The following is a 21,810-nucleotide window of genomic DNA, read 5'->3' on the forward strand; positions in this document are numbered from 1 at the left end:
TCAGCTGCTCCGTCGGCCCAAGAGCCGCGCCCACGAGAAAGCCGGCCGAACGTCAGCCTGCCGCTGCTCGGGACGGCTCTCGAACCATGCGAGGCATTCGCTCATCGTCCAGGGAACGAATCCGTCGTCGACAACCTTGCGAACCGCGTGATGCATCCCGCGGGTCTTGTCGATGTTCTCCGGATGCAGGTTGACGACGATCACCCCAGGGATGCCGCTCTTTCGGATGTCGTCTGCAAGTCCGAAAATGCAATCCGCCGATTGATCATCATTCCAGCCGTGCACGAACACGATCCCGTCGCCGATGGCGGTCAAGATGCTCCAGTGACCGGTAAGCTTGTCATCGAGCAGGAGCCGCGCCGGTAACAGCGAGCCGTTGAGCATGCGGCCGTCGAGCCCGGGCAGATTGGAACTCCCCTTCACGCCGTGCGCATTCCATGGCTCGGCATGCTTCCAATACCCGTCGTTCAGAAATCCATGGTTTCGGACGGTCCGCGCGTCCTCTCCCGTCAGCTGCTTGAACCAGTTGGCCTGTTCCGAGAAGAGCTCGGCGTATTTCTGCGGCTCTTCGAGTGCATCAGGATGCAGACCCAGTTCGACGCGCCCGCGCGACTTGAGTTGCGCCAACGTCTCCGGCGTATGCTTGGTCAGCGGATGAAGAAAATATGTAACCGGCAGCGCGCCGAGCGCTTCCAGCTGCTCGGCATACCGATCGAGCGCGGCTTGATCGTCATCGCCCGTGATGACGATCGCGCCCGGCGCCCCATTCGGCAACATCGGAAGCCTGCTCTCACCACACACGCGCGTCAGCGCGTCCGACAAGGCTTCGCACCACCAGTCCGCATGCCGCTCCCGCGGTTCCTCGCCGGCAAGCTGGCCTTCGAAGAGATAGTTTGGCCGCTCACCGGCAAAGCCCCACATCGCATCCGTAGGCCGCTTGTCGGCGGCCGCAGGATCGCCCTGGCGATACCGAACGAGGTCCGAAACGATGTCGGTGCCGGCGAATATCATCGACCCGCCCGAGGACGTGCGCAAGCCGAGCCAGGCAGCCCGCCCCTCGTCATCGGTGACGACAGGCACGCCTTCCGCGGCCACAAATCGCATATAGGAGTGCAGTGTCCGCAGCCTTTTCCAGGGCTTCTGCCCCGCCGTTTCGGCCTGCAGGACCCGCGGAGAATCGACGGCCCTCGCTTCCGACGTAACGGCGAATGCCTTCGCAAACCCGACGGCCGGCAACACGGCAACGACGGAGCCGCCGCGACCGAGAAACTCGGACGCCCGGCTCACGTCCTCGCGCTGCGGACGATACAGGACCAGAGGCCCGCCGTCCGGCGACGCCGAGGCACCAAGAAATCCGAAAACGCGCAGAAGGTGGGCGACAAATTCGCTGCCGGCGCGCGCGGACACAGAAGACTCCGCGGCGCGATAGCCCACGCCTCTGAGGCTCTCTTCCGACGCGGGCATTTCCCGACGGTACCTTTCCGGGCGACGAAACATGCTTCCCTGAATGATCGGCACCGACGCCGATCCGAACTTCGTCTTGAAGTACGATACTTTCGAGATCGGCCAGTCGCGCGGCACTTCCGGAAACCACGGCCCCAGACGATAGGTTCGGAATCCGGCGCGCTTGGCCCACAACATCGCGTTCCAATGCAGCAAATCGTTGGGTCGGGCCTTCAAGGCATCGGATCGGGCGGCTCCGGCCATGAAGTGCACGGCCGTCTTGTCGCTGAGCACGATCAATCCGGCCAGCCGGGTGTCTCGTTCACGCACAAAGAGCAGGTGCGCCCGGCCCTGTGCGAAAAAGCCGTCGAGGACCGCCTCGTAGTAGGAAACCGGCGGTAGCGCCTCTCCCGTCCGCACTGCCGACTCTTCGGCTATTTCCAGGTAGTCCTTCAGAGCCGAGCGATCGGTAGCGACCTCGAACGTGAGACCCGCCTTGAGCGCCTTGCGAACCGCCCTTCGGCACCCCTCGTCCAAATTCGAAAACAGATCGTCTTCGGACTGGTCGAGATCGACCAATTGATCGGCATTGACCGTCGACAGACCCGGGAACGGGCTCATTCCATTTGGGCCAAATGCGATTCCGAGCTGGAATCCAAAATCTGTCACCCAAAAGGGAATTTCCTCACGCGAATCCGCGCGATTGCCCGGCGCAAGATTGTGCGAGTTGAGCTGGATGCGATCGACATCGTACAATTCGGCCAATCGAAATATCTCGTCCATGGCGGCTGTGCGGAGCGCTTTCCTGGTACCGCGGTCGATCCGCCCGCTCGTTGCCAGGCCGGTATGACGATGGATTCCTGAGTGCAGAAGGCGCTCGCCAAACGGCGTACCGGTCCCGTCGCTCAGATACAGCGGCTGAATACCGACGATGTCGTCGTTCTCGATCAGGGCAAACGACAGGTTGGCATCGACAAAGAAGCGTTCCTCGATCGAAACCCACGCCGTATCGTGGTTCAGCCACGCCTCGGGCGAAGACGCCGCCAGCGCGTTCCAGCGGTCACGACCGACGTCGTGAAACCCGACGATCTTCATTTAGCGACAAATATGACGTTGAAGCGCGTGCCGAGATAGGGATTGCGCGGGTGGATGTCGACTATCTCTGTCTCAACCCGAAGGCGCTTTCCGAGATCGATGAAGTCCTCCTTGAGGAAGTCATACGACACGATTTCCGGCTTGATCTGCGCGGCGGGCGCGTCTTTGGCAAATCCAAGATAGCTTGCAACCTTGGCCAAGGAATTGGGCTTCCGTTGCTTGACCATGGTTTCCAGCGGCGGGCGGGCGGCGAGCTGTGCGCCAAATCCAGCCGCCAATTGAGCCGCGATCCGCTGGGACTGTTCTAGTTTGCTCCGGTCGGGCACAGAGCCGATGAGAACGCGCCCGCCAGGGCGCACGACCCGGAGCATCTCTCGAATGATCAATTCGCCGGTCTGAAACTTCGGAAAGTTCGAGAACACGTCATAGCAGAAGGCGGCGTCAAACTCGCGGTCGCCGAATTGCAGATTCTCCCCGGCAGCCTGATGAAACTCGGCATTGGGGAGCCCAAGCCGTCGCGCAACGCCGAGCGGGGTCTCCGCCAGATCGACGCCCACATACTTGCCCACGTTCGGCGCAACGAGCATCGCGAGAAGGCCAGCGGCGCATCCCACCTCCAGAACCCTAGAGTTCTGGTCGAGCTGCATCAGACTCGACATGTGCGATTTCAGATCGGAAAGCAGGTCCTGATCGGTCCAGAGAAACGGATTTCTACCGGCGACGTAGCAGAGGTCATCCAGCGTCGGCTTCTCCGATATCTGCCGAGCGCGAAGCTCAAAGAACGCCTCGAGCTTCTCCTGCCAATCACCATCCGTCATCGTCATCAGCTTCGCTCGATACTGCAGGTGAATTTCGGATCGTAGAGATAATTGAAATGCCACAGTGAATTGCGCGACACCGAGAACTGCGCCGCCTTCTCGACATAATGCAGGATGGCTTCCGCTCCCTTCGGCAGCATGTGCCGGCACAGCGCGGCAGAAATGTAGTATTGCCCTTCGCCAAGAGCGAGCTCGGGCACCTCGTAGATGACGCTGCCGCGTTCCGGCAGACCATCATCCCCATCGAGGAACAGGCCACCGTCGTATCCCTCAATTCCGGTCACCGCCTGAAGGCGGGCGGTATCGATCCGCAGACTTGCGTAGATCTGCTTGTGCTCGGAGAAGCCCGACCACGACACCCGGATGCGAAGCGGCTGCCCATTCTTGACAACGCCGATCGGCTTGCCTTCGACGTCGATCACTTCGACGGCAGTGATCTGCAGGGTGTCGCCGCCAAGCTCGTATTTTCCGGTCTCGGCCGTGCTCTCGATCGACTCGCTCAGCTTCTTGGTTTCCCGAAGATTGCGCGCTTCCTCGATATCCCAGACACTCTGCTCATAGGCCTTGCTGACGCGCTGGGCATTGCCGTGCATCAGCACCCGCCCCTTGTCGATCCAGATCGCCTCGTCACACAGCTCGCTGATCAACCCGCTCGAGTGCGAGACGAACAGGACGGTGGCGCCGCTTTCGCAGATCTGACGAACCCGCTTCATGCACTTGTTGACAAAGGCGGTATCGCCGGCGGCGAGAGCCTCGTCGACGATGAACAACTCCGGATCGACGCTGATCGCCGTGGCGAAGGTGAGCCGCGCCTGCATGCCGCTGGAATAGGTCCGGAACGGCTGATCGATCACCTCGGCAAGCTCGCTGAAATCGATGATCCAGGGAACCTTCGCCTCGATTTCCGCACGCGTCATACCCAGGCACATGCCGCCCAGCACGATGTTGTCGCGACCCGACACATCCGGATGAAAGCCGGTCCCCAGTTCCAGAATCGCGGACAGCTTTCCGGCCACTTCAACTCGCCCGGTTGTGGCATCCAGCAGTCCGGCAATGATCTTCAGGAGAGTACTTTTTCCCGCGCCGTTCGGCCCGATGATGCCGACCACGCGCCCGCGCAGCACTTCAAAGGAAACATTCTGGACTGCCCAATGCTCATGGTGCCGGGGCTTTCCAGTGATGATCTCCTTCAGGAAGTCCAACGGCTGCTGATAGAGCCGATAGGCCTTTCCGAGATCAGTGACGCGAATGGCGCACTGCGGGTCCAGTGACCCGGCAAGCGCGATCAGGTCGCCGGCGTCTCGATTGTCAGAGAGCATTGCCATAGTACGGTTTCAGCTTTTCAAACATGCGGTATCCGAGCCCCAGACTCAGCAGCGCGAATACGAGGGTAACCGCCCAGGCGTACGGATGCTTGAACGAACCGAAGAAAAGAACGTCCTGGTAGACCCAGACGACGTAACTGAACGGATTCGAATAGATCAATGGACGAAGGGCACGCGGCATCCAGTCGGGCAGGTACACGGTCGGCATCAGATACATCGCGATCGAGGTGAAGACCGTGACGATCTCGCGCAGATCGCGAAAGAAGGGCGTGACTGCAGCAAGGGCGAAGCTCAATCCGACCGCAAGAATTGCGTGAACGACAAACACGATCGGCAGCAGCAGGATCATCCAGCTGAGGCCCCCTACATAGGCCTTGTAGACAATGACGAGCGCAAGCGCCGGCAGATGGGGGATCGTTGCGGCAATGGTTGCCGCGATCGGAAGCAGCTCGATCGGGAAAACAACCTGCTTGACGAGACTCGCGCTCCCGATCAGGGCTCCGGGCCCGCGAACCAGCGCCGCCTGCAGCATCAGCCACGGAACCAGGCTTGCCAGAATGTAGGCAGAGAAATCGCCGGGAAAATCTGCGCTGATCGATAGCTTGCTGCCCAACACGAAGCCGAAGATGAGCAGGTACGTTCCGACGACAACGAGCGGATGAATGAAAACCCACAAGGCGCCAAACCCGTGCCGCGCATGCGCAGCGCTCAGGTCACGGTCGACCATCTCCCGCAACAGATCGGGATATCTCCGGATCTGATTGATCGTGGTCCATAGGGCCTGAGAGTTGCGGTATGGCGACAGGCCAACCCGCACCCATCGTGCCGCCGGGAAGAGACCGTTCATCTGCAGCGCGCTCCCATTTGTGCGTGCCTAAAAGCTGCTTTCCATGATCTGCTCGAGATTGAGCAAGGACCAGATCAGCAGCCGCCTGTTTTCCCGTCCTTCCAGATGTTCGTCGACCAGCGAACGAACGGTCTTTCGGTCGACCAGGTCGTAGATGCGGGCCGTGTTGCTGAAGAGCCTCCGCTTGACGTATTCGATGCTCTCGCCCTTGAACCAGCTGGCATCCGGCGCGGAGAAGCCCTGCTTCTCGCGCTCGGCCACTTCGTCGGGGATGTGCCGGCTCATCATCTTCCGCAAAATCAGCTTGCCGTCCTTGGTGCGCTCGTAATAGCGCTGCGCCTTGCCGCCGGGCTCGTTCTCGTTGAGGCGAATGACCTCGGTCAGATTGCCGAGCTTCATCTTGGCAGGCAGCTTCATTGCGAAATCGACGAGATCATTGTCGAGAAACGGCACCCGGCTCTCGAGACCATGCGCCATCGCCAGCTTGTCCTCGACGACAAGCAGCCCGTTCAGAAACGTCTTGGCCTCGAAGTAGAGCGAGTGATTGACGTAGTCCTCGGGCCGCCGCAGCTCCGAGGCGTGCTCCTTGAACACTCCCCTGAAGATATCGATCGGCGAGGTCTGCCTGGCCTCATCCCATACCGGCCCCAGCAGCTTCGGCATCGTTCCGCTCGGAACCATGCGCTGCCAGAATCCGAAGTACTTCTCGATATAATGATCGAAGTCGTCGTTCACGACGGCGCGGTAGTAACGCCAGGGGTATCCGCCGAAGAGTTCGTCTCCCCCGGTTCCGGTCAGGACCACCTTGCCGAATTTGGATGCGAGTTTTGCCGCATAGAAATTCGGATAGGATTGGCCGACGCGTGGCTCTTCCAGATGCCATGCAAGCTGAGGCAGCGCACGCTCCATGTCGCCGGCCTTCAAGACCATCTCGTAGTGCTCGGTCTTGAACAAATACGACATGTGCTCGGCCTTGGTCCGCTCGTCGTATCCGAGCTCGACGCCGGAGGCCGAGTTGAGATCGAAGCCGACCGTAAAGGTCCGCATGAACGGCAGTTGGCTCGATGCCAGTGCGGTGATGGAGCCGGAATCCATGCCGCCGGAAAGATAGCACCCGACCTCGACGTCGCTCACGAGCTGCCGGTTGACCGCCTGCCTGAACAGGCGATCGAGCTCGTCGGTCGCCTCGTTCTCGTCGACGGCGTACTCGGGCTCCTCGAAATGGAAATCCCAGTACTGCACCGGCTCGACGGCCCTGCTGTCCAGCGAAATCTGCAGATAGCAGCCGGCCGGCAACAGCTTCACGCCGGCAAACAGTGTCCGCTCGGCGAAGAAGTTCTGAAAGCTCAGATATTCCGACAGCCCGCTGATGTCGACGCGCGGCTTGTACTCCGAGAATGCCCGAAAAGCCTTGTGCTCGGAGGCAAACACGAAGGTCTGCCCAAGTTCGGCGTAGTAGAGCGGCTTCACGCCGAAGCGATCCCGGGCCAAGGTGAGCTTGCGCTCCTTGTTGTCCCAGATCGCAAAAGCGAACATGCCGTTGAACTTGAGAAGCGCACCGAGGCCCCACTCGGCGAAGGCGTGCAGCAACACCTCGCTGTCGCCGGAGGAGTTGAAGACGTGTCCCCTCGCCGAAAGCTCGACCTTCAACTCCTTGAAGTTGTAGATCTCCCCATTGTAGGTCAGCACAAATCGGCCGTCGCGCATCTCCATCGGCTGCCGCGCGGCGTCGGTCAGATCAATGATCGACAGCCGGCGATGACCGAGCCCAACGGGACCGTTGCAGTAGTGGCCCTCGCCGTCCGGCCCGCGATGCGCAATGATATCGGTCATTGCCGTCAACGTGGTGATTGAAGCGGGCCGCCCGTCGCGGTGCAGAATTCCGGCTATGCCACACATGTGATTCTGGCCGATCTATTCAATGATGTCGGGTGCGAGCTCAGATCCGAGCCTTTCAGATCTGGGCCTTGGCACGACGCTGATCGACCTGATCGATATGGCTTCTGCGCCAGTCGATCAGCCGCCGCAGCCCCTTCGTCCAGGTCGATCGCGGCGTTGAAGCCGATCTCCTCCTGCGCCCGCTTCGGCGATCCGATCCGGTTGCGCACCAGCGTGGCCTGGCTCCGCGGCGCATAGTTGATGGGCTGATTGGAGCCGGTGAGGTTCAAGAGCTTTTCGGCGATCTGCTTCAGCGAGGTCCGGTGTCCCGTGCCGACGTTGTAGAAGCGATCCGTCGCACTCGCGCCCATGGCGCACAGATTGGCGCGCGCGCAATCTTCCACCGCGACGAAATCGAACGCCTCCGAGCCATCGCCCAGGATCGTCGGTCCCTCGCCCTTGTCGATCGCGTCGAGCATCTTCATGATCACGGCGATATACGCCCCCCGGTAATCCTGACGCGGTCCGTACACGTTCATGTAGCGGAGGCCGACATAGTCGAGGCCATAGCGGAAGTGGTAGGCACGGGCCATGGCCTCGCCACAGATCTTGGTCGCGCCATAGAAGTTCTTGTTGTTGAACGGATGGTCTTCCGTCATCGGCTCCTCGACGGCATCGCCATAGACGGAGGCCGACGACGACCAGACCAGCCGCTTGACACCGTTGCGCACGCATCCGTCCAGGACGTTGAACATTCCGTTGACGTTGACGTCAAAAGCCGTCCGCGGGAATTCGTGACACTGCAGCAGCCAGAGCGCAGCGAACTGGAACACCCCGTCTGCGCCCTTCAGGGCCGCATCGAGGATGTCGACCTGCGTGATATCGCCGCCGGCCTCGAAGATCTTGACACGAGGGTCGCGCAGCCCGCCGGCAAGGTTCTCATGCGTGCCACGCACGAAATTGTCGTAAATGACGACCTCGCCGACATCAGTCTGCGTCAATTGATCAACCGCATGCGACCCGATCAGCCCGGCGCCCCCGATAACGACAACCTTCTTTCCGCGAATGTCCATTGTCTTCAACCCTCGATTTCAACCAGCGCTTCATGACGAAGCTCATAACGTCGGTGAGTGCGTGGGCAGACCAGATCGCTGCCCAGCCGCTCACCTGCTCTGCTCATCCAACCAATTCGGCGGGCCGGATTGCCCGCCATCAACGAAAATGCAGCGACATTCTTCGTGACGACAGCACCGGCTCCGATGAAGCAGTACTCGCCCAGCGAATGCCCGCAGACGATGGTCGCATTGGCGCCGATGCTGGCGCCGCGTCCGATCGGCGTCTTGCGAAACTCGTCTTTCCGCGACACGCCGGCGCGCGGATTGTTCACGTTCGTGAAGACGCAGCTCGGGCCGCAGAACACGTCATCGTCAAGTTCGACGCCATCATAGATCGAGACGTTGTTCTGGATCTTGCAGCCGTTTCCGATCTTGACGTTCGGACCGATCATCACGTTCTGGCCGATCGAGCAATCTTCGCCGATCACCGTGCGCGACAGAATATGGCAAAAGTGCCAGATCTTGGTGCCGCGCCCGAGCACGGCTCCATCGTCAACGTAGCTCGATTGATGGATCAAGACGCCTGGAAAGCGCGGGTCCTCGCGCATCTCGCTCATTTGTGCATCGCCTTCTGGGCAAAGGCATGAACGCCGTTGCTTCTGACGATCGGCGCATGGCGGAACGTGGAGACGATATCGATCGAGGGACGGACTTCGTCCAGCCTGAAGCCGCGGCCGGCGACGATCTCCTCATAGCTCCGCGTATGGAGGTCAGTGAACCCTTCCGAGAATTCGACCTCCTCGCCGTCGACGGTGATCGAGCGATAGGTCGTCTTCTTGCCCTTCACGCTGTCGGGCAGATCGTTGCGGTCCAGCGACAGGAACCAGCTTACATCCGCGCGCTCGCACTCCAGAGAGCCGGCCGCCCTCTCCTCCTCGCGGAGGTGCGCCTCGTTGCGGCTGGCGGGGCCGAACACGAAGCTCAGCATGTCGAAGAAGTGCACCCCGATATTGGTCGCGACACCACCCGACTTGGCGTCCGCTCCCTTCCAGGAGGTGTGATACCAGCGCCCGCGCGAGGTGATGTAGGTCAGCTCGACCTTGTGGCGCTTGTTCGAGTTCGCGAAGCGATCGCGCAGCGCGATGATCGCCGGATGCAGCCGCAATTGCAGAATGGTCGAGATGCGGCGGCCGGTGTCCTGCTCGATGGCGGCCAGTTCGTCGATGTCGCCGGGATTGAGGACCAGCGGCTTTTCGCAGATGGCATCCACGCCCGAGCGCAGCGCAAACCGGCAATGCGCGTCGTGCAGATAGTTCGGCGAGCAGATCGACATGTAGTCGATCTTGCTGCCGCCTCGGCGCAACTGATCGACGTAGCGATCGAACAGCTCGAACTGGGTGAAGAACTCGGCATCCGGAAAGTGGCTGTCCATGATTCCCACGGAATCGTTGGGATCGTACGCCACCGCGAGATTGCCGCCGGTCTCGGCCATCGCCCGCATGTGCCGCGGCGCGATGTAGCCGGCAGCGCCGATCAATGCGTAAGTCGTCATGGGCCCCTCTCTCAAACGTTTCTGCCTGCTTCAGGCAAGCTACCGCACTCGGGGTGAATCGAACATCACACCCAAGCCAAACATGTCCATCGCGCCTGCCCGAGGGCAGACGCAGTTACGCCGCAGCGATCAGGTCCGTTCCGACAAGAACGCGAACCTTGCGGCCCAACAGATTCAACAGAACCGCAACGCGATGCTGATCGCTGGCGTCTTCAACGAGCGCAAGACTGTCGACGAACGCACCTTCGACAATTCGCACTTTATCCCCCGGCGAGAACGCCGGCCGGCGCGCAAGCGCGATGAAGCCGGCATCGTCCTCGCGCCCCTTCAAGGCATCGATGACGCGGTCTTCCACCACCGCGGGCCGATCTCCCACACATACGAGGTGCGACACGCCGAGCGTCGATTGAATGGCACGCCAGCGCTGCGACGCGAGGTCGATCCCGACAAAGAGATAGCGCGGAAACAGCGGACGCGGCACAGTCTCCACCTTCCGGGCGTGGCTGCGGCGCTTCAGGTAACGGGGGAAATAGATCGAAAATCCCTGCCGCTCGAGGTTGGCGGCCGCCTTTGCTTCGGCATTGACTTGCGTCTGGACGACGTACCAGCGTGAACTGTGCTCCATGGCCATCACGTCCCCAGCGACTGCTTTGGACGCAGGCCCAGCAGGTCCGGCGCGAGGACTTTCTCCGCCCCGAAATTGCTGACCGCCTGCTCGAATACACTGCGCGCCGCCGTCAGATGCGTCACGACGACCGCATCGAACGGCTCGTCCACCAACGCGTAGGAGGAAACGACCTTGACGCCAATGAACCGGGTCGCGGTTGCATCGGGATCGACGATCGCAATGACGGAAATCGGCCCGTCGACCGCGCACAGGATCGCGATTTCGCAGAGGTCGGATTGTCCGGCGAGCACCACCCGCCTGAAGCCGAGCGCCTGAGCGCGCTCAAACAGCCTGCCATACTCCTCCTTCGCCTTGCGGAAGAGCGAAAACGAGTCCGTCAGGAATTGGACGGTCAGTCGCGATTTCTCGGAGAAGCCCTGCGGCGTGAGGTAATAGGCATAGCGCCGTGCCGGCGCCTGCCCGACCTTGACGAAGCCCTTCTTGATCGCCCGCTTCAGGTAGGCGTTGACCAGGCCGAGCGCGACGCCGAGATCGGCCGCGATCCGCCGCTGCGACTGCGCACCATCGGCTTCAAGCGAGGTGAGCAGACCGAGCACCAGCCGGTCGCTGTCATTCTCATCTGTCGGTAGAATGCCCGCCATCACGCCTATCCCCGCTGGAGTGGCTGATAGCGCGTTCACCGGATGAACGTCAAGCGAATTCGTTCACGCGATGAACATGTTAAATTATTGATATCAAAGCAATTTACCTAAGACCCATGTGTCGCCGCAGCCACACCTAGGCCGGATCCCCGGCTTCGGCCAGGTACCGCGCGGCCAGCGTTGAATAGCTGTACCGCTGCGCGATGGCGACGCGTTCGGCCGGCGAACGCGCCGGACCGTCCAGCGCCGCGCGCAGCGACGCGGCGAGTGCGGTGGGGTCGTCCGGCGCGCATCGCGCTGTCACCAGATCCTCGAGCCCGGCAAGCGCTTGGGCTTCGCAGGCAATGACGCTGCGCGGCGCGAACAGGCAGTAGTCGAACAGCTTGTTGGGACTGATGCCGTGGTGGTAGAGCGCGTTCTTGTGGAAGGCAACGACCGCGCAATCGGACGCGTGCAGCATGCCATGCACGATCGACCGATCGACTTCGTCGTGAAACTCCACATTGGCAAGCCCCGCCGCCCGCTGCTTCAGTGCGGCGAGCGAGGTGCCTGAACCGATCAGAACGAAACTGATCTCGGGGCTTGTGCTGCCGAGGACCGCCGCGGCGTCGAGAACGACCTCCACTGCATTTGGCGGTCCCATGCCACCGGCATAGAGGACAACCCGCCTACCCTGCTGCTTCAACTGATTGATGCGGTCTATCAACGGATGACCGAGAGTTTCGATCGTCAGCGCGCTCTGGATCTCGCCGTCGGACACCCCGTTGGGGATCCAGATGAACTTGCCGGTGCTCAAGCCACGCGCCCGCATATGCGCTTCCGCACCGGCCAAAAGACAGATCACGCGATCCGCGGCGCGATAGGCCGACCGCTCCTTCCAGCCGAGCAACCTCACGAGGGGGTGCCAGGTCGGGGTCATGCCAAGCGCCACGATGCTCTCCGGCCAGAGGTCACGAACCTCGAGCCAGAACCTGGCACCGAAGCGCCGCGCGATCTGACGCGCCGCCGATATGAAGAACAGATGCGGGCTGGACGCGATCATCAGATCCGGCTCGCCGAATTGCGCGGCGATCGCGGATGTCGCCGAACGAAAGGCCGGCGCGAAGCTCAGATTGTTGCGAAGCCGCCCCAGATTGCCGCCATCATAGCGCGGGGTGTCGAGGAACCAGAAGTCGACGCCGTTGATCCGCTGCGGCCCCGGAGCGCGCGGCTCCCTGTGCAGGTGATGGAAACCGGCACTGACCACCACCACCCGATGCCCCATCTTTCCCCAGGCATCTGCGAGCCAGAACGGACGCCAGTGACGGCCGAGGCCCGGCCCGCCCGCGAACGGATGCAACAGCCAGATGTTCATCGGGCCACCCGCAAAGCAGCAGCCGACAAGCCGGCGCTCGTCGACGGCGACGATGACATCCAGGAACCATCAGGCCTCATGGCGCTTCAACCCGAAAGCGCTCACCCCAGAGCGCAACGCAATAGAGCCGCCAGCGCATTCCAAGATCGAGCCGATGAAATTTCCTCTTGAGCTTCGGCATGTCGACATAGCGGACCAGGAGTTCGCTTGCGATCACCTTGTCATACATCGCGGCGGAGTGTCGCGTGAGCCAGATCCGGTCCGGGGCAGCAAAGCCGATCTTGTCCCTCCGCCAGGTGATGCTGGCCGGCAGCAGATCGCTCATCGCTGCGCGAAGCGGCCATTTTGCCCATCCCTTGTTCAGCTTGATGCGTGTTGGAAGCGCCAAAGCGAACTCGACGAAGCGATAGTCGAGGAACGGAAGTCGCGTTTCGATGCCGAACCGCATCGAGTTCTTGTCCTCGAAACGCAGCAGCATCGGCAAATTGGTCTCGGTAATCTCCAGGACCTGCATGCCCTGCGCATCCCTCGTCTTCGACGCAAAGCGACGAAGCGGCTCGGGCAAGTCGGGATTTCTGAGGAAAGTGTAACGCAAGCGGTAATAGGCAGCGCGCAGCCCTGCCGAACCGGCACCGAACAAATACATCAGCAACCGCCGGCGCGAGATCCCCGCCCGCGTGGCGGCGCCGAAGGCGGACAGAAATCCACGGACGCCACCGCTGCGAAGATGGTCGAGCAGCCAGGCTGCATAGTAGCGATGGTACCCCAGCAACGTTTCGTCACCGCCCTGACCGTCGAGCAGCACGATGACGCCATTCGATCGCGCGGCTTGCATCACCGCATACTGCATCATGATCGAAGGACCTGCGAACGGCTCCTCCTGGACGTCGAGCAAGGTCTCCGCCGTCGATGCAAAATCCTGATAGGTCGGCTTGGTGCGCAGCCAGTTCAGCTCCGCCCGTTCCGCAACCTCCGCCGCATAGGCCTCCTCATTGTTGGATGCCTGCTCGCTCACGGCCGTGATGGCAAAGAAGCGCTCGCTCGAGCCCGGCGCATAGCGCCGCGCAGCCAGCGTCGCGACACTCGAACTGTCCAACCCACCCGACAGGCAGGTTCCGACACGAACATCCGAACGTAGCCGCAGCCGCGTCGCGTCATCGAGCAGCTCTCGCAACGATTTCGCTACGCTGCCTTCATCAGACACGGCCAACCCTGGCGCTAGCGAATAGTAGCGCTCGATTTCGAGCTGCCCCGTCGACACATCGACGCGCATCCGATGCCCGGGCGGCAGCTTCTCGACGCCCTTGAAGAAGGTCCGGCTGGTATGGTCGGTCATGCCGCAAACGAGGAAATCGTTGATCAGATCGTCATCCGCGATCGGGCGCTCGATCAGCGGAAGAAGCTGGCGGATCTCCGAGCCGAACGCGAACTGCCTCGCCGTATTGACGTAGTAGAACGGCTTCACGCCAAACCTGTCGCGGGCGCAGAACAGCGTGTTGTCGCGCTCGTCGTGGATCGCAAACGACCACATGCCGTTGAAGCGTTCGAGGCACGCTGCACCCCAGCAAACATAGGCTGTGAGCAGGACCTCGGTATCAGAAGCCGTATGAAAGGTGTATCCGAGAGCCTCGAGCTCCGTGCGAAGCTCGACGTAATTGTAGATCTCGCCGTTGTAGGTGATCCAGATCGGGAGCCGTCTGTCGCGCATCGGCTGTGCGCCATCATCGGTCAGGTCGATGATGGCCAGTCGCCGGTGTCCCAGCCCGACGTTCCCGTTGACCCTCACCCCACGCCCATCCGGACCACGGTGGGCAACGAGATCGGTCATCTGATCCACTTGGCGGGCATCGACGGGCCCGGTCTTATCTATGAGGCCAAATATGCCGCACACGAAATGCCTATCCAGATTGATTCGATGGCGGAGCCCGGTATAACCGCCGCGTCAGAATATGCGCGCATTTGGAACAAACCGCCGCTGTCTTAGCCCGATCATCTACTGAGCGTCAACGTTCCCGAACCGATCGAAGCTGCTTTCATACGCCGGTGAAACCTGAGATAGCGAAGGCTGGCCGCCAACTCTGCGCCGCCCCTGCGGGCCTGCATAGCATGGCCGCTCCGGACCAAACCTGTGCTAGAAGCTGCTGGCTGATGTTGAGTTGGCATCCATCGGATTCCTGAGTGAACAAGATCGAACCCATCGGACCAGCGTCCCTGACGGAAGCGCCGCTTCCCGCCGACGACGTTGCATCCTCCCGGCCGGCGCAATCTGCCGTCGCAGGTTTCGTCACGCGCATGCTTGTTCGCGCGGCCCAGCGCGCTACTGAGAAGCGTCTTGCGAAGGGAAAGGTGCGTACGTTGTGGGCCGCCACCCCGATCCTCACCTTGCCGCTGCTCGCCCGCTGCGATCGAATGTTGGGATTTCGCTCTTCGTCGCTGGTGTTCAACACGTACTATGTGACGAGATCATTCGACATCAACCTCATCCTGTTCGAGGGCTTCCTTCGACTGCTGCGCAGCCGAAGAGGTCTCGGCCTGTTTCGCCGCGTGGTCCTGGCGTGGGCCCTGCTGCGCTACGATATCTTCAACTACTTCTATGACCGCGGCCTGATGCTGAGCGACGGACGCTATGGCATCAACCCAGAGGAACTCGACCTCCTGTTCCAGTCGGGAAAGCGACTGTATACCTACGCCTACGGCGCCGACGTCCGGGCACGGGAAGCAACGCTCGCACTCGGCCATCCGAACCTGTGCGAAGAATGCCCGTCCCCCGGCAAGTTCTGTGTCTGCACGACGGAGATGCACGCCTCATCGATCAACCGCCTCAAGGGCCGTGCGACCGCGCAGATCGCGATGGGGGATATGGTGACGTACGTGCCCGGCTGCCGGGACATGCACTACTGGCCGATTGACGCAAGCAAGCTCGCCGCGAAACCGCCGGTCTACAAGGCCGGCGACGTGCTGAAAGTGGCACATGCGCCGAACCACGGGCACTTCAAGGGAACCAGGCTCCTGATCGAGGCGATTGATCGGCTGGTGAAGGAGGGAGAGAAGATCGAGCTGGTCTCCGTGCAGGGCGTTCCCAACAAGAAGGTCATCGAGCTTTTCGGCGCCTCGCACGTTGTTGCGGACCAATTCGTCGCAGGCTTTCACGGCTATACGGCCCTCGAGGCGATGGCCATGGCCAAACCCGTTCTGTGCTTCCTGCGCAACGACCGAATGATGATCGATCCGGCAACCTGCCCGATCATCAACAGCCGTCCTGACGAAATCTATGATGTGCTGAAGCGATGCTTGAGGGGTGAACTCGACCTGAACGATATCGGCCAGGCGGGGCGCCGCTATGTGGAAGCACATTACAGCTTGCAAGCGGTCGCAGCGAGGCTCGGAAGGCTCTATTGCGAAACTGCTGATCTGCCCGAGGATCTCAGGGCAAGCCTGACGAGGCATGTCAGCGAGTTCGAGAGATGATCATGCCTCATAGCCCTGTGCGGCCTTCGCGCCCGTCGGCGGACCTGAATACGCGCACATGAGAATCCTGCACGGACCAGTCAATGTCGGAAACCAGCCCTGGGTGCTGTCTCGCGCCGAACGGCAACTCGGAGCATTAAGCGACGTGGTCGTTCGAAATGACACATGGCTCGGATACTCGGCAGACCGCGTGCTGTCGGCAAAGGACGCCGGGTTTTTCGAGACGGCCGTTCGCAGCGCGGCGTTCGGTCTGAAGAACCAGTGGCACTACGATGTTCTTCACTACTATTTTGGACAGACTTTTCTGTCGCCGGGCTTCCCCCTCTCCGCGCCGGGCTCAGTGCTCTCCCGGCCATCGCTGATCACGGACATCATCAACAGACTCGCTGCCTCAGACCTGCACGCCGCCCGCCTGTTCGACAAGAAGCTGTTCATGACCCTGCAAGGTTGTGATGTCCGGCTGGCAAACGAGGGGAACAGCCGAAACGAATGGACGATGTGCGCCCCGCAACACTGCGAGCTGTATCAAAGATGCACGGACGCTCTCGACCATCGACGGCACTTTCTGATCGAAAAGGTTCTGCCGCTGTTCGATCGGGTCTTCTATCTGAATCCGGAACTCGGACACGTCGTACCGAACGGCCAGTTTCTCCCATATTCAAACGTCGAGATCGAGAAGTTCGAAATTGTGCCGCCTTCCGAACAAGGCCGGCCAAAGATCGTTCATGCCCCGACCGCCGGCCGGATCAAGGGTACACCGATGATCCTGGATGCCCTCGAACGATTGCGGTCGCGATACGACTTCGACCTCATCCTCGTCGAGAAGACGAGTCACGAGCAGGCGCTGGAGATTTATCGGTCGGCAGACCTCGCAATCGACCAGGTGCTGGCAGGATGGTACGGAGGTTTTGCCGTTGAAATGATGGCGATGGGAAAGCCGGCAGCGTGCTACATCAGAGAAGAAGATATGATGTTCGTTCCGGATGCCATAAGGCGCGAGTTGCCCGTCTACCGGCTGAACCCGGGAGACCTTGCAGAAAGCATTGCCGCGGTTCTTGATCGCCGTTCCGAGTGGTCCATCCGTGGCCAAGCGTCGCGACGTTATGTCGAGCGATGGCATAATCCGAAGCTGATCGCCAAGGCGATGCTGGGCGCCTATGAAAGCCCCGACAGCAAGTTCGAATTGATCCCGAGCGCCGACTGAGACCAACGGCTCAGCCTACGGCTGCGGCTAGCGACCGGCAGGATCAGCCGCCGGCGGTCAATTGCCCGAAGCCAGGTCCCGCGGCGCCTGCGTCAGCTTCCATGCCGCCCAATATTTGAGGATCGGAACAGCAGGCCCGGCCAAACTTCCGGGAGTGGTGGCCTGTTGCTCTGGCTCCAACAGATTGGCCTCCGCAGAAAGCTCATCGATTGAATATCGCCTTGACGGGCACAGGACCTCAGCCGCTATCGCCCAGCAATCCCACTCGCCAATTGTCACCGCGCCAAGTTCTCCGGTCTTTCGATTGTAGAGCAGCGCCCTTGGTGAGGAGTTGGCCACGATCACAAGCCAGGTTGAGTTGCTGGCGATGCTCGTGACGTAAAACGGCGAGTCACCGTCGAATAACTCCTGCCGCTGAGGCATCAGGAGCAGCTTTCCATCATCCGTATACAGAGCTCCATAGCCGGCGCGGACTGTCAATCGGCGTTCGACTGGGACCCCCTATCGGCATCCAAAAGGGACCCCTTTGATCGGCGTGCTCTGCTGGTAGCGCTCGGGTCGTCGGAGCTGGTCGGGGTTGCGGAGACGGCGCGAGCGCGGGTTGTTTGAACATCGTCGCGGCTTTTGAATCGCCAGCTGTCGTTGCCGGTCTCGACGATGTCGCAGTGATGGGTCAATCGGTCGAGTAGCGCGGTGGTCATTTTGGCATCACCGAACACACTGGGCCATTCGCCGAACGCAAGATTGGTGGTGACAATGATGGAGGTGCGCTCGTAGAGCCGGCTGATGAGATGGAACAGGAGCTGACCGCCGGATTGCGCGAACGGCAGATAGCCCAGCTCGTCGAGAACGATGAAGTCCATGCGGGTCAGATGCTCGGCGAGCCGTCCCTGCCGACCGTTGCGGGTCTCGGTCTCGAGCCGGTTGACGAGGTCGACGACGTTGTAGAAGCGTCCTCTGGCGCCATCGCGGATGCAACTTCTGGCGATGGCAATCGCCAGGTGGGTTTTGCCTGTACCGGTGCCGCCAACCAGCACGACGTTGCGTTGTTGGGCGATGAAGCCGCCGCCAGCGAGATCATTGACGAGAGTCTGATTGATCGGCGTGCCGTCGAACTGGAAGTCGGCGATGTCCTTGGCGAGCGGCAGCTTTGCAATGGTGAGCTGGTATTTGATCGACCTGGCTTGCTTCTCGTTGATCTCGGCGTTGAGCAGGTCGCCGACAATGCGTTGAGGCTCGTGCTGGCGCTTGACGGCAGTTGCCATGATCTCGTCGAAGGCAGCCTTCATGCCGTAGAGCTTAAGTTCGCCCATGAGGTCGAAGATTTGGGTTCGTTCCATCAGATGGTCCTCCGGAGGTTGTCGTAGCGGGCACAATCGGCGATCGGTGCATGACGGAGCGTCAGTGCGGCCGGCGTCATGATGTTGGCCGGTGGGGCGGGTTCACGTTGACGGGCCAGGATATTGAGAACGACATCGGCGGAATGGACGCTGTGACTGAGCGCTTCGGCACAAGCCGCTTCCACCGCGGACAGACCGTCAGTCAGCACCGCGGTGAGGATGTCGACCATCTGCCGATTGCCATCGTCGGTGCTGGCCAGCTTGCGCCGGATCCGCTCGATCGCGGCCGGCAGCACCCAGTCTTTGAAGGGAGCACCGTTGCGCAAGGCGCCGGGTTTGCGGGCGAGCACCGGCACATAATGCCAGGGGTCGTAGACGGTATCGCCGCGGCCAAAGGATCGCGGGTGCTCGGCAACGATACGTCCATCCTGACGGATCACGATGCGATCGGCATAGGCTTGAACCTCGACCGGTCGTCCGACTGCACTGGCTGCGACCGAGTACTTGTTGTTGTCGAAGCGCACCAGGCAGGTCTTCGAGACCGATGCTGTCACCGCATGGAAGCCGTCGAAGCGGCCGGCATAGGGAACGAGTTTGGGGCGTTCGGCTTCGAACACGTCCCAGATCGTCTGATCGACCAGCTCCGGATGGCGATGAGCCTTGGCGTAGGCGATGCACTTGTCGAGCAGCCAGGCGTTTAACTCGTCGAGGTTTTTGAACCGCAGCCGCGGCGTGAAGAAGCGCTCCCGGACCAGCCCGACCTGGTTCTCGACCTGCCCCTTCTCCCAGCCCGACGCTGGCGTACAGGCGACCGGATCGACCAGATAGTGGCTGCACATCTGCAGGAAGCGGCGATTGTAGAGACGGCCTTTACCGACAAAGATCGTCTCCACCGCGGTCTTCATGTTGTCGTAGATGCCGCGGGTGCAGGTGCCTTTGAACAGGGCGAATGCCCGGTCGTGGGCGTCGAACACCATCTCCTGCGTCTCCCGCGGATAGGCCCGCACGAACAGCATGCGACTGTGACAGAGCCGAACATGAGCAGCCTTCACCATCACCGTGGTGCCGCTCAGCAGGACCACCTCGTGGCTCCAGTCGAACTGGTAGGCTTCGCCTGGTGCAAAGCTCAGCGGCACATAAGCCGACGCTGTCGAGGTGCCGCGTTCCTTGGTCCACCGTCGGGCGTATCGACGAACCGCATCATAGCCGCCGGCATAACCCAGGCCGCGGAGTTCCTCGAATAGCCGGATCAGCGTCAGCCGTTCCCGCGCCGCCTTGCTCTCATTCCCTGCCAGCAACCGATCAAGCTCGGCACTCCAGGCACCCATCTTCGGGAGCGGCTGCGTCTCGCGCTCGTACCGGAACTCCGTCGCTTGAGAACGAATGACCTTGCGAACCACCTTCCGCGATACGCCAAGTTCTCGGCAGATCGCCTTGATCGGACGACCATCAACAAAGTAGGCGCGACGGATCTTACCAATCGTCTCCACCACCAGCATCCCAACCTCGGCTTCCATGACTCGATGGAAGCCACTGTGGACCCTTATCCCGGGGTCCCGATTGGATGCCGATCACCCCGAAACGGGGTCCTTATTCCATGCCGAAACACAGCGGACGTTCTTGTCGAACATTCTGTAGCTTGGACGATCAAACTGCGCCGCCCCGTGCAGCATGTTCGATGCGTTTCGCAACCCAAGCGGAAAGTCTATGTATCTCCATTGCGCTGCGCCGAACTCGTACGAGGTCGTGCTGTCGCGACCAATACTGACGAACCTGTCTTGATAGGTCGAAAGAACGTACATTCCCTGACGATCGCGGTAGGCGCAGAACGGAGACGAGAAATTCGTGTAAGAGGGCCCATTGGCGCCGAATTTGCTGATGACCTTGAGAGCTTTGGTCATCGTAAAAACGATGCCGGACACCGCGTCCGATCCAACCAACTGTCCGGTGCTTTCATCCACGTTGAGACAGGTCGCAAAAAGAATCGGATCGGAACCGAGCTTTGAAGTTCTGGCTATCTCCTGTCCACTTTCGATGGCGAATTTCACAATGGTGGCCTGGCCAGAGCCGAATACGTAATCACCGATAATGGCCACGCCATGAGAACCAATGACCTCTTGCTTCCACCGAAATGTCCATTGGTCGTCAATCCTTTCGAACAAGGACAGCGCATTGCCTTCATAGTCGGCGATCGCCATGAAGCGTCCGCCCTTGGAGACCGCAATGCCCTCTGCGCCGTGGATGGCGGACTCGTTCACGATCCGCTCCGTCAGATGGAGCTTGGGTCCCGCTGCGTCGCGCACGAGTTGAGCGACGACAACGTCCTTTCCCGAATAGTTGGCGATGAACACCCGATCGTAGAACGCGGAATAGAAGACTGCTGTCGGATTCCAAACGGGCAACTCGACATCGATCTGAACCGGCACGGCGGTGCGACGATCTTGGTCGAAGAGAAAGATATCCAGATAATTGGCAATCAGGAACTCATGAGCTCCAATCCTTGCCGCCGAGACCGGCCCCATCGGTCCTTCATCATGCCGATCCAGTGCGACCGGAATCGAGGAGCCTCGGATATCGGGAATCTTCCGCTCGCGACCCGACATTGACGCCAAGCGCGCGCCGACTTGACGTTCGCTCTCCTCCAAGCGAGTCATCCGCTCAGCAGTCGAATGAATCGCGTCTGCGAGTTCGGTCGGCGGGTTCCACTTATGTTGCACCAGGGGAATCAGGAAGACTGCGCAAACCGACACCAGAAGCAACGCATAAAGTACCTTCAGTTTCATAAGCTCTCGTGTTTTGTTTTTCGACTATCCGCCCACGCGGTTATTGTGGCTGATATCCCGACATCCTCTCGTAAGAATACAACTCAGCGCCGGCAAGGCGCGCAAGAGCGAGCATCGGCTCAAAATCATACCGTGATGAACGGCAGCCGCCTTGTGAAATGTCTTGAAACGGACAAGCAATCTCGAGAGCGCGACTGCTCACGGTTCTCTCAAGCGAAGCGCGGAAAATCGGCCGATCGAGCGCGATGGCAACGCGCCGATATTTCTATGGAGACACCTGCGAGATTCGCGCGGGCGCCGAGCTTCCACGTCTGACCCATCACGGCATATTGTCGCGAGCTTACAATGTCGGTCACCGCTGCGGAGCGGCGGCTCAATT

General features: G+C 60.8%; 19 protein-coding genes. 3 read left to right on the forward strand and 16 right to left on the reverse strand.

What is annotated here, in order from left to right; genetic code table 11:
• From ACVIGA_RS07110 to asnB (ACVIGA_RS07165), 12 genes are all read right to left on the reverse strand, one after another.
• Positions 1-2,538: a lipid II:glycine glycyltransferase FemX gene (locus ACVIGA_RS07110; protein WP_456665819.1), complete on the reverse strand. Its 2,538-nt coding sequence runs from the start codon at positions 2,536-2,538 to the stop codon at positions 1-3.
• On the reverse strand, positions 2,535-3,362 hold the full coding sequence (locus tag ACVIGA_RS07115) for a class I SAM-dependent methyltransferase (RefSeq protein ID WP_456665820.1): 828 nt from the start codon (positions 3,360-3,362) through the stop codon (positions 2,535-2,537). Before ACVIGA_RS07115 ends, ACVIGA_RS07110 begins: the two co-directional genes overlap by 4 nt.
• Positions 3,362-4,681 (reverse strand): ABC transporter ATP-binding protein, encoded by a 1,320-nt coding sequence (locus ACVIGA_RS07120; protein WP_456665821.1) that lies wholly within the window; start codon positions 4,679-4,681, stop codon positions 3,362-3,364. The genes ACVIGA_RS07115 and ACVIGA_RS07120 overlap by 1 nt, the downstream gene beginning before the upstream one ends.
• The gene (locus ACVIGA_RS07125) at positions 4,665-5,528 is read right to left on the reverse strand and encodes an ABC transporter permease (protein ID WP_456665822.1); all 864 of its coding nucleotides are present in this window, start codon (positions 5,526-5,528) and stop codon (positions 4,665-4,667) included. The genes ACVIGA_RS07120 and ACVIGA_RS07125 overlap by 17 nt, the downstream gene beginning before the upstream one ends.
• 27 nt (positions 5,529-5,555) lie before the next feature.
• Complete coding sequence (asnB, locus tag ACVIGA_RS07130) at positions 5,556-7,427, reverse strand: asparagine synthase (glutamine-hydrolyzing) (RefSeq protein WP_223969164.1); 1,872 nt, start codon at positions 7,425-7,427, stop codon at positions 5,556-5,558.
• Entirely contained in the window at positions 7,415-8,479 is a 1,065-nt protein-coding gene (locus tag ACVIGA_RS07135; RefSeq protein WP_456665823.1) for an NAD-dependent epimerase/dehydratase family protein, read from the reverse strand. The genes asnB (ACVIGA_RS07130) and ACVIGA_RS07135 overlap by 13 nt, the downstream gene beginning before the upstream one ends.
• 5 nt (positions 8,480-8,484) lie before the next feature.
• Positions 8,485-9,078: an acyltransferase gene (locus tag ACVIGA_RS07140; protein WP_456665824.1), complete on the reverse strand. Its 594-nt coding sequence runs from the start codon at positions 9,076-9,078 to the stop codon at positions 8,485-8,487.
• The gene (locus tag ACVIGA_RS07145; RefSeq protein WP_456665825.1) at positions 9,075-10,013 is read right to left on the reverse strand and encodes a Gfo/Idh/MocA family oxidoreductase; all 939 of its coding nucleotides are present in this window, start codon (positions 10,011-10,013) and stop codon (positions 9,075-9,077) included. The genes ACVIGA_RS07140 and ACVIGA_RS07145 overlap by 4 nt, the downstream gene beginning before the upstream one ends.
• A 115-nt stretch (positions 10,014-10,128) precedes the next feature.
• Positions 10,129-10,638 (reverse strand): transcription termination/antitermination protein NusG, encoded by a 510-nt coding sequence (gene nusG, locus ACVIGA_RS07150; RefSeq protein WP_456665826.1) that lies wholly within the window; start codon positions 10,636-10,638, stop codon positions 10,129-10,131.
• Between the two features lie 5 nt (positions 10,639-10,643).
• Entirely contained in the window at positions 10,644-11,282 is a 639-nt protein-coding gene (locus tag ACVIGA_RS07155) for a winged helix-turn-helix transcriptional regulator (RefSeq protein ID WP_456665827.1), read from the reverse strand.
• Positions 11,283-11,418: 136 nt separating this feature from the next.
• Positions 11,419-12,636 (reverse strand): glycosyltransferase family 4 protein, encoded by a 1,218-nt coding sequence (locus ACVIGA_RS07160; protein ID WP_456665828.1) that lies wholly within the window; start codon positions 12,634-12,636, stop codon positions 11,419-11,421.
• Between the two features lie 76 nt (positions 12,637-12,712).
• Complete coding sequence (gene asnB, locus ACVIGA_RS07165) at positions 12,713-14,464, reverse strand: asparagine synthase (glutamine-hydrolyzing) (protein ID WP_456665829.1); 1,752 nt, start codon at positions 14,462-14,464, stop codon at positions 12,713-12,715.
• Here asnB (ACVIGA_RS07165) and ACVIGA_RS07170 point away from each other — a divergent pair.
• The 3 genes from ACVIGA_RS07170 (at position 14,444) to ACVIGA_RS07180 (ending at position 17,308) form a co-directional block, all read left to right on the forward strand.
• On the forward strand, positions 14,444-14,620 hold the full coding sequence (locus ACVIGA_RS07170; protein ID WP_456671014.1) for a hypothetical protein: 177 nt from the start codon (positions 14,444-14,446) through the stop codon (positions 14,618-14,620). The genes asnB (ACVIGA_RS07165) and ACVIGA_RS07170 overlap by 21 nt on opposite strands.
• A gap of 194 nt (positions 14,621-14,814) precedes the next feature.
• Complete coding sequence (locus ACVIGA_RS07175) at positions 14,815-16,104, forward strand: hypothetical protein (RefSeq protein ID WP_456665830.1); 1,290 nt, start codon at positions 14,815-14,817, stop codon at positions 16,102-16,104.
• 58 nt (positions 16,105-16,162) lie between these two features.
• Positions 16,163-17,308 carry a glycosyltransferase gene (locus tag ACVIGA_RS07180; RefSeq protein WP_456665831.1) on the forward strand — a complete coding sequence of 382 codons (1,146 nt, stop codon included), beginning with the start codon at positions 16,163-16,165 and terminating at the stop codon, positions 17,306-17,308.
• Positions 17,309-17,365: 57 nt separating this feature from the next.
• Here ACVIGA_RS07180 and ACVIGA_RS07185 read toward each other — a convergent pair whose 3' ends face one another.
• The 4 genes from ACVIGA_RS07185 to ACVIGA_RS07200 form a co-directional block, all read right to left on the reverse strand.
• A complete protein-coding gene (locus ACVIGA_RS07185; RefSeq protein WP_456665832.1) occupies positions 17,366-17,788 on the reverse strand; it encodes a hypothetical protein in 423 nt (140 codons plus the stop codon).
• Positions 17,785-18,648, reverse strand: coding sequence for an IS21-like element helper ATPase IstB (gene istB, locus ACVIGA_RS07190; RefSeq protein WP_166107168.1), 864 nt, complete (start codon positions 18,646-18,648; stop codon positions 17,785-17,787). The genes ACVIGA_RS07185 and istB overlap by 4 nt, the downstream gene beginning before the upstream one ends.
• On the reverse strand, positions 18,648-20,147 hold the full coding sequence (gene istA / locus ACVIGA_RS07195) for an IS21 family transposase (RefSeq protein WP_166309211.1): 1,500 nt from the start codon (positions 20,145-20,147) through the stop codon (positions 18,648-18,650). The genes istB and istA overlap by 1 nt, the downstream gene beginning before the upstream one ends.
• 72 nt (positions 20,148-20,219) lie before the next feature.
• On the reverse strand, positions 20,220-21,431 hold the full coding sequence (locus ACVIGA_RS07200) for a hypothetical protein (protein WP_456665833.1): 1,212 nt from the start codon (positions 21,429-21,431) through the stop codon (positions 20,220-20,222).
• Between the last annotated feature and the right edge of the window lie 379 nt (positions 21,432-21,810).

The organism is Bradyrhizobium sp. USDA 3240, from assembly GCF_054063295.1.

Excerpts from the sequence above, each read along its gene's own strand:
- ACVIGA_RS07110 (WP_456665819.1), bottom strand. The coding sequence starts at position 2,538 with ATGAAGATCGTCGGGTTTCACGACGTCGGTCGTGACCGCTGGAACGCG.
- ACVIGA_RS07115 (WP_456665820.1), bottom strand. The coding sequence starts at position 3,362 with ATGACGATGACGGATGGTGATTGGCAGGAGAAGCTCGAGGCGTTCTTT.
- ACVIGA_RS07120 (WP_456665821.1), bottom strand. The coding sequence starts at position 4,681 with ATGGCAATGCTCTCTGACAATCGAGACGCCGGCGACCTGATCGCGCTT.
- ACVIGA_RS07125 (WP_456665822.1), bottom strand. The coding sequence starts at position 5,528 with ATGAACGGTCTCTTCCCGGCGGCACGATGGGTGCGGGTTGGCCTGTCG.
- asnB (WP_223969164.1), bottom strand. The coding sequence starts at position 7,427 with ATGTGTGGCATAGCCGGAATTCTGCACCGCGACGGGCGGCCCGCTTCA.
- ACVIGA_RS07135 (WP_456665823.1), bottom strand. The coding sequence starts at position 8,479 with ATGGACATTCGCGGAAAGAAGGTTGTCGTTATCGGGGGCGCCGGGCTG.
- ACVIGA_RS07140 (WP_456665824.1), bottom strand. The coding sequence starts at position 9,078 with ATGAGCGAGATGCGCGAGGACCCGCGCTTTCCAGGCGTCTTGATCCAT.
- ACVIGA_RS07145 (WP_456665825.1), bottom strand. The coding sequence starts at position 10,013 with ATGACGACTTACGCATTGATCGGCGCTGCCGGCTACATCGCGCCGCGG.
- nusG (WP_456665826.1), bottom strand. The coding sequence starts at position 10,638 with ATGGAGCACAGTTCACGCTGGTACGTCGTCCAGACGCAAGTCAATGCC.
- ACVIGA_RS07155 (WP_456665827.1), bottom strand. The coding sequence starts at position 11,282 with ATGGCGGGCATTCTACCGACAGATGAGAATGACAGCGACCGGCTGGTG.
- ACVIGA_RS07160 (WP_456665828.1), bottom strand. The coding sequence starts at position 12,636 with ATGAACATCTGGCTGTTGCATCCGTTCGCGGGCGGGCCGGGCCTCGGC.
- asnB (WP_456665829.1), bottom strand. The coding sequence starts at position 14,464 with ATGACCGATCTCGTTGCCCACCGTGGTCCGGATGGGCGTGGGGTGAGG.
- ACVIGA_RS07180 (WP_456665831.1), top strand. The coding sequence starts at position 16,163 with ATGAGAATCCTGCACGGACCAGTCAATGTCGGAAACCAGCCCTGGGTG.
- istB (WP_166107168.1), bottom strand. The coding sequence starts at position 18,648 with ATGGAACGAACCCAAATCTTCGACCTCATGGGCGAACTTAAGCTCTAC.
- istA (WP_166309211.1), bottom strand. The coding sequence starts at position 20,147 with ATGCTGGTGGTGGAGACGATTGGTAAGATCCGTCGCGCCTACTTTGTT.
- ACVIGA_RS07200 (WP_456665833.1), bottom strand. The coding sequence starts at position 21,431 with ATGAAACTGAAGGTACTTTATGCGTTGCTTCTGGTGTCGGTTTGCGCA.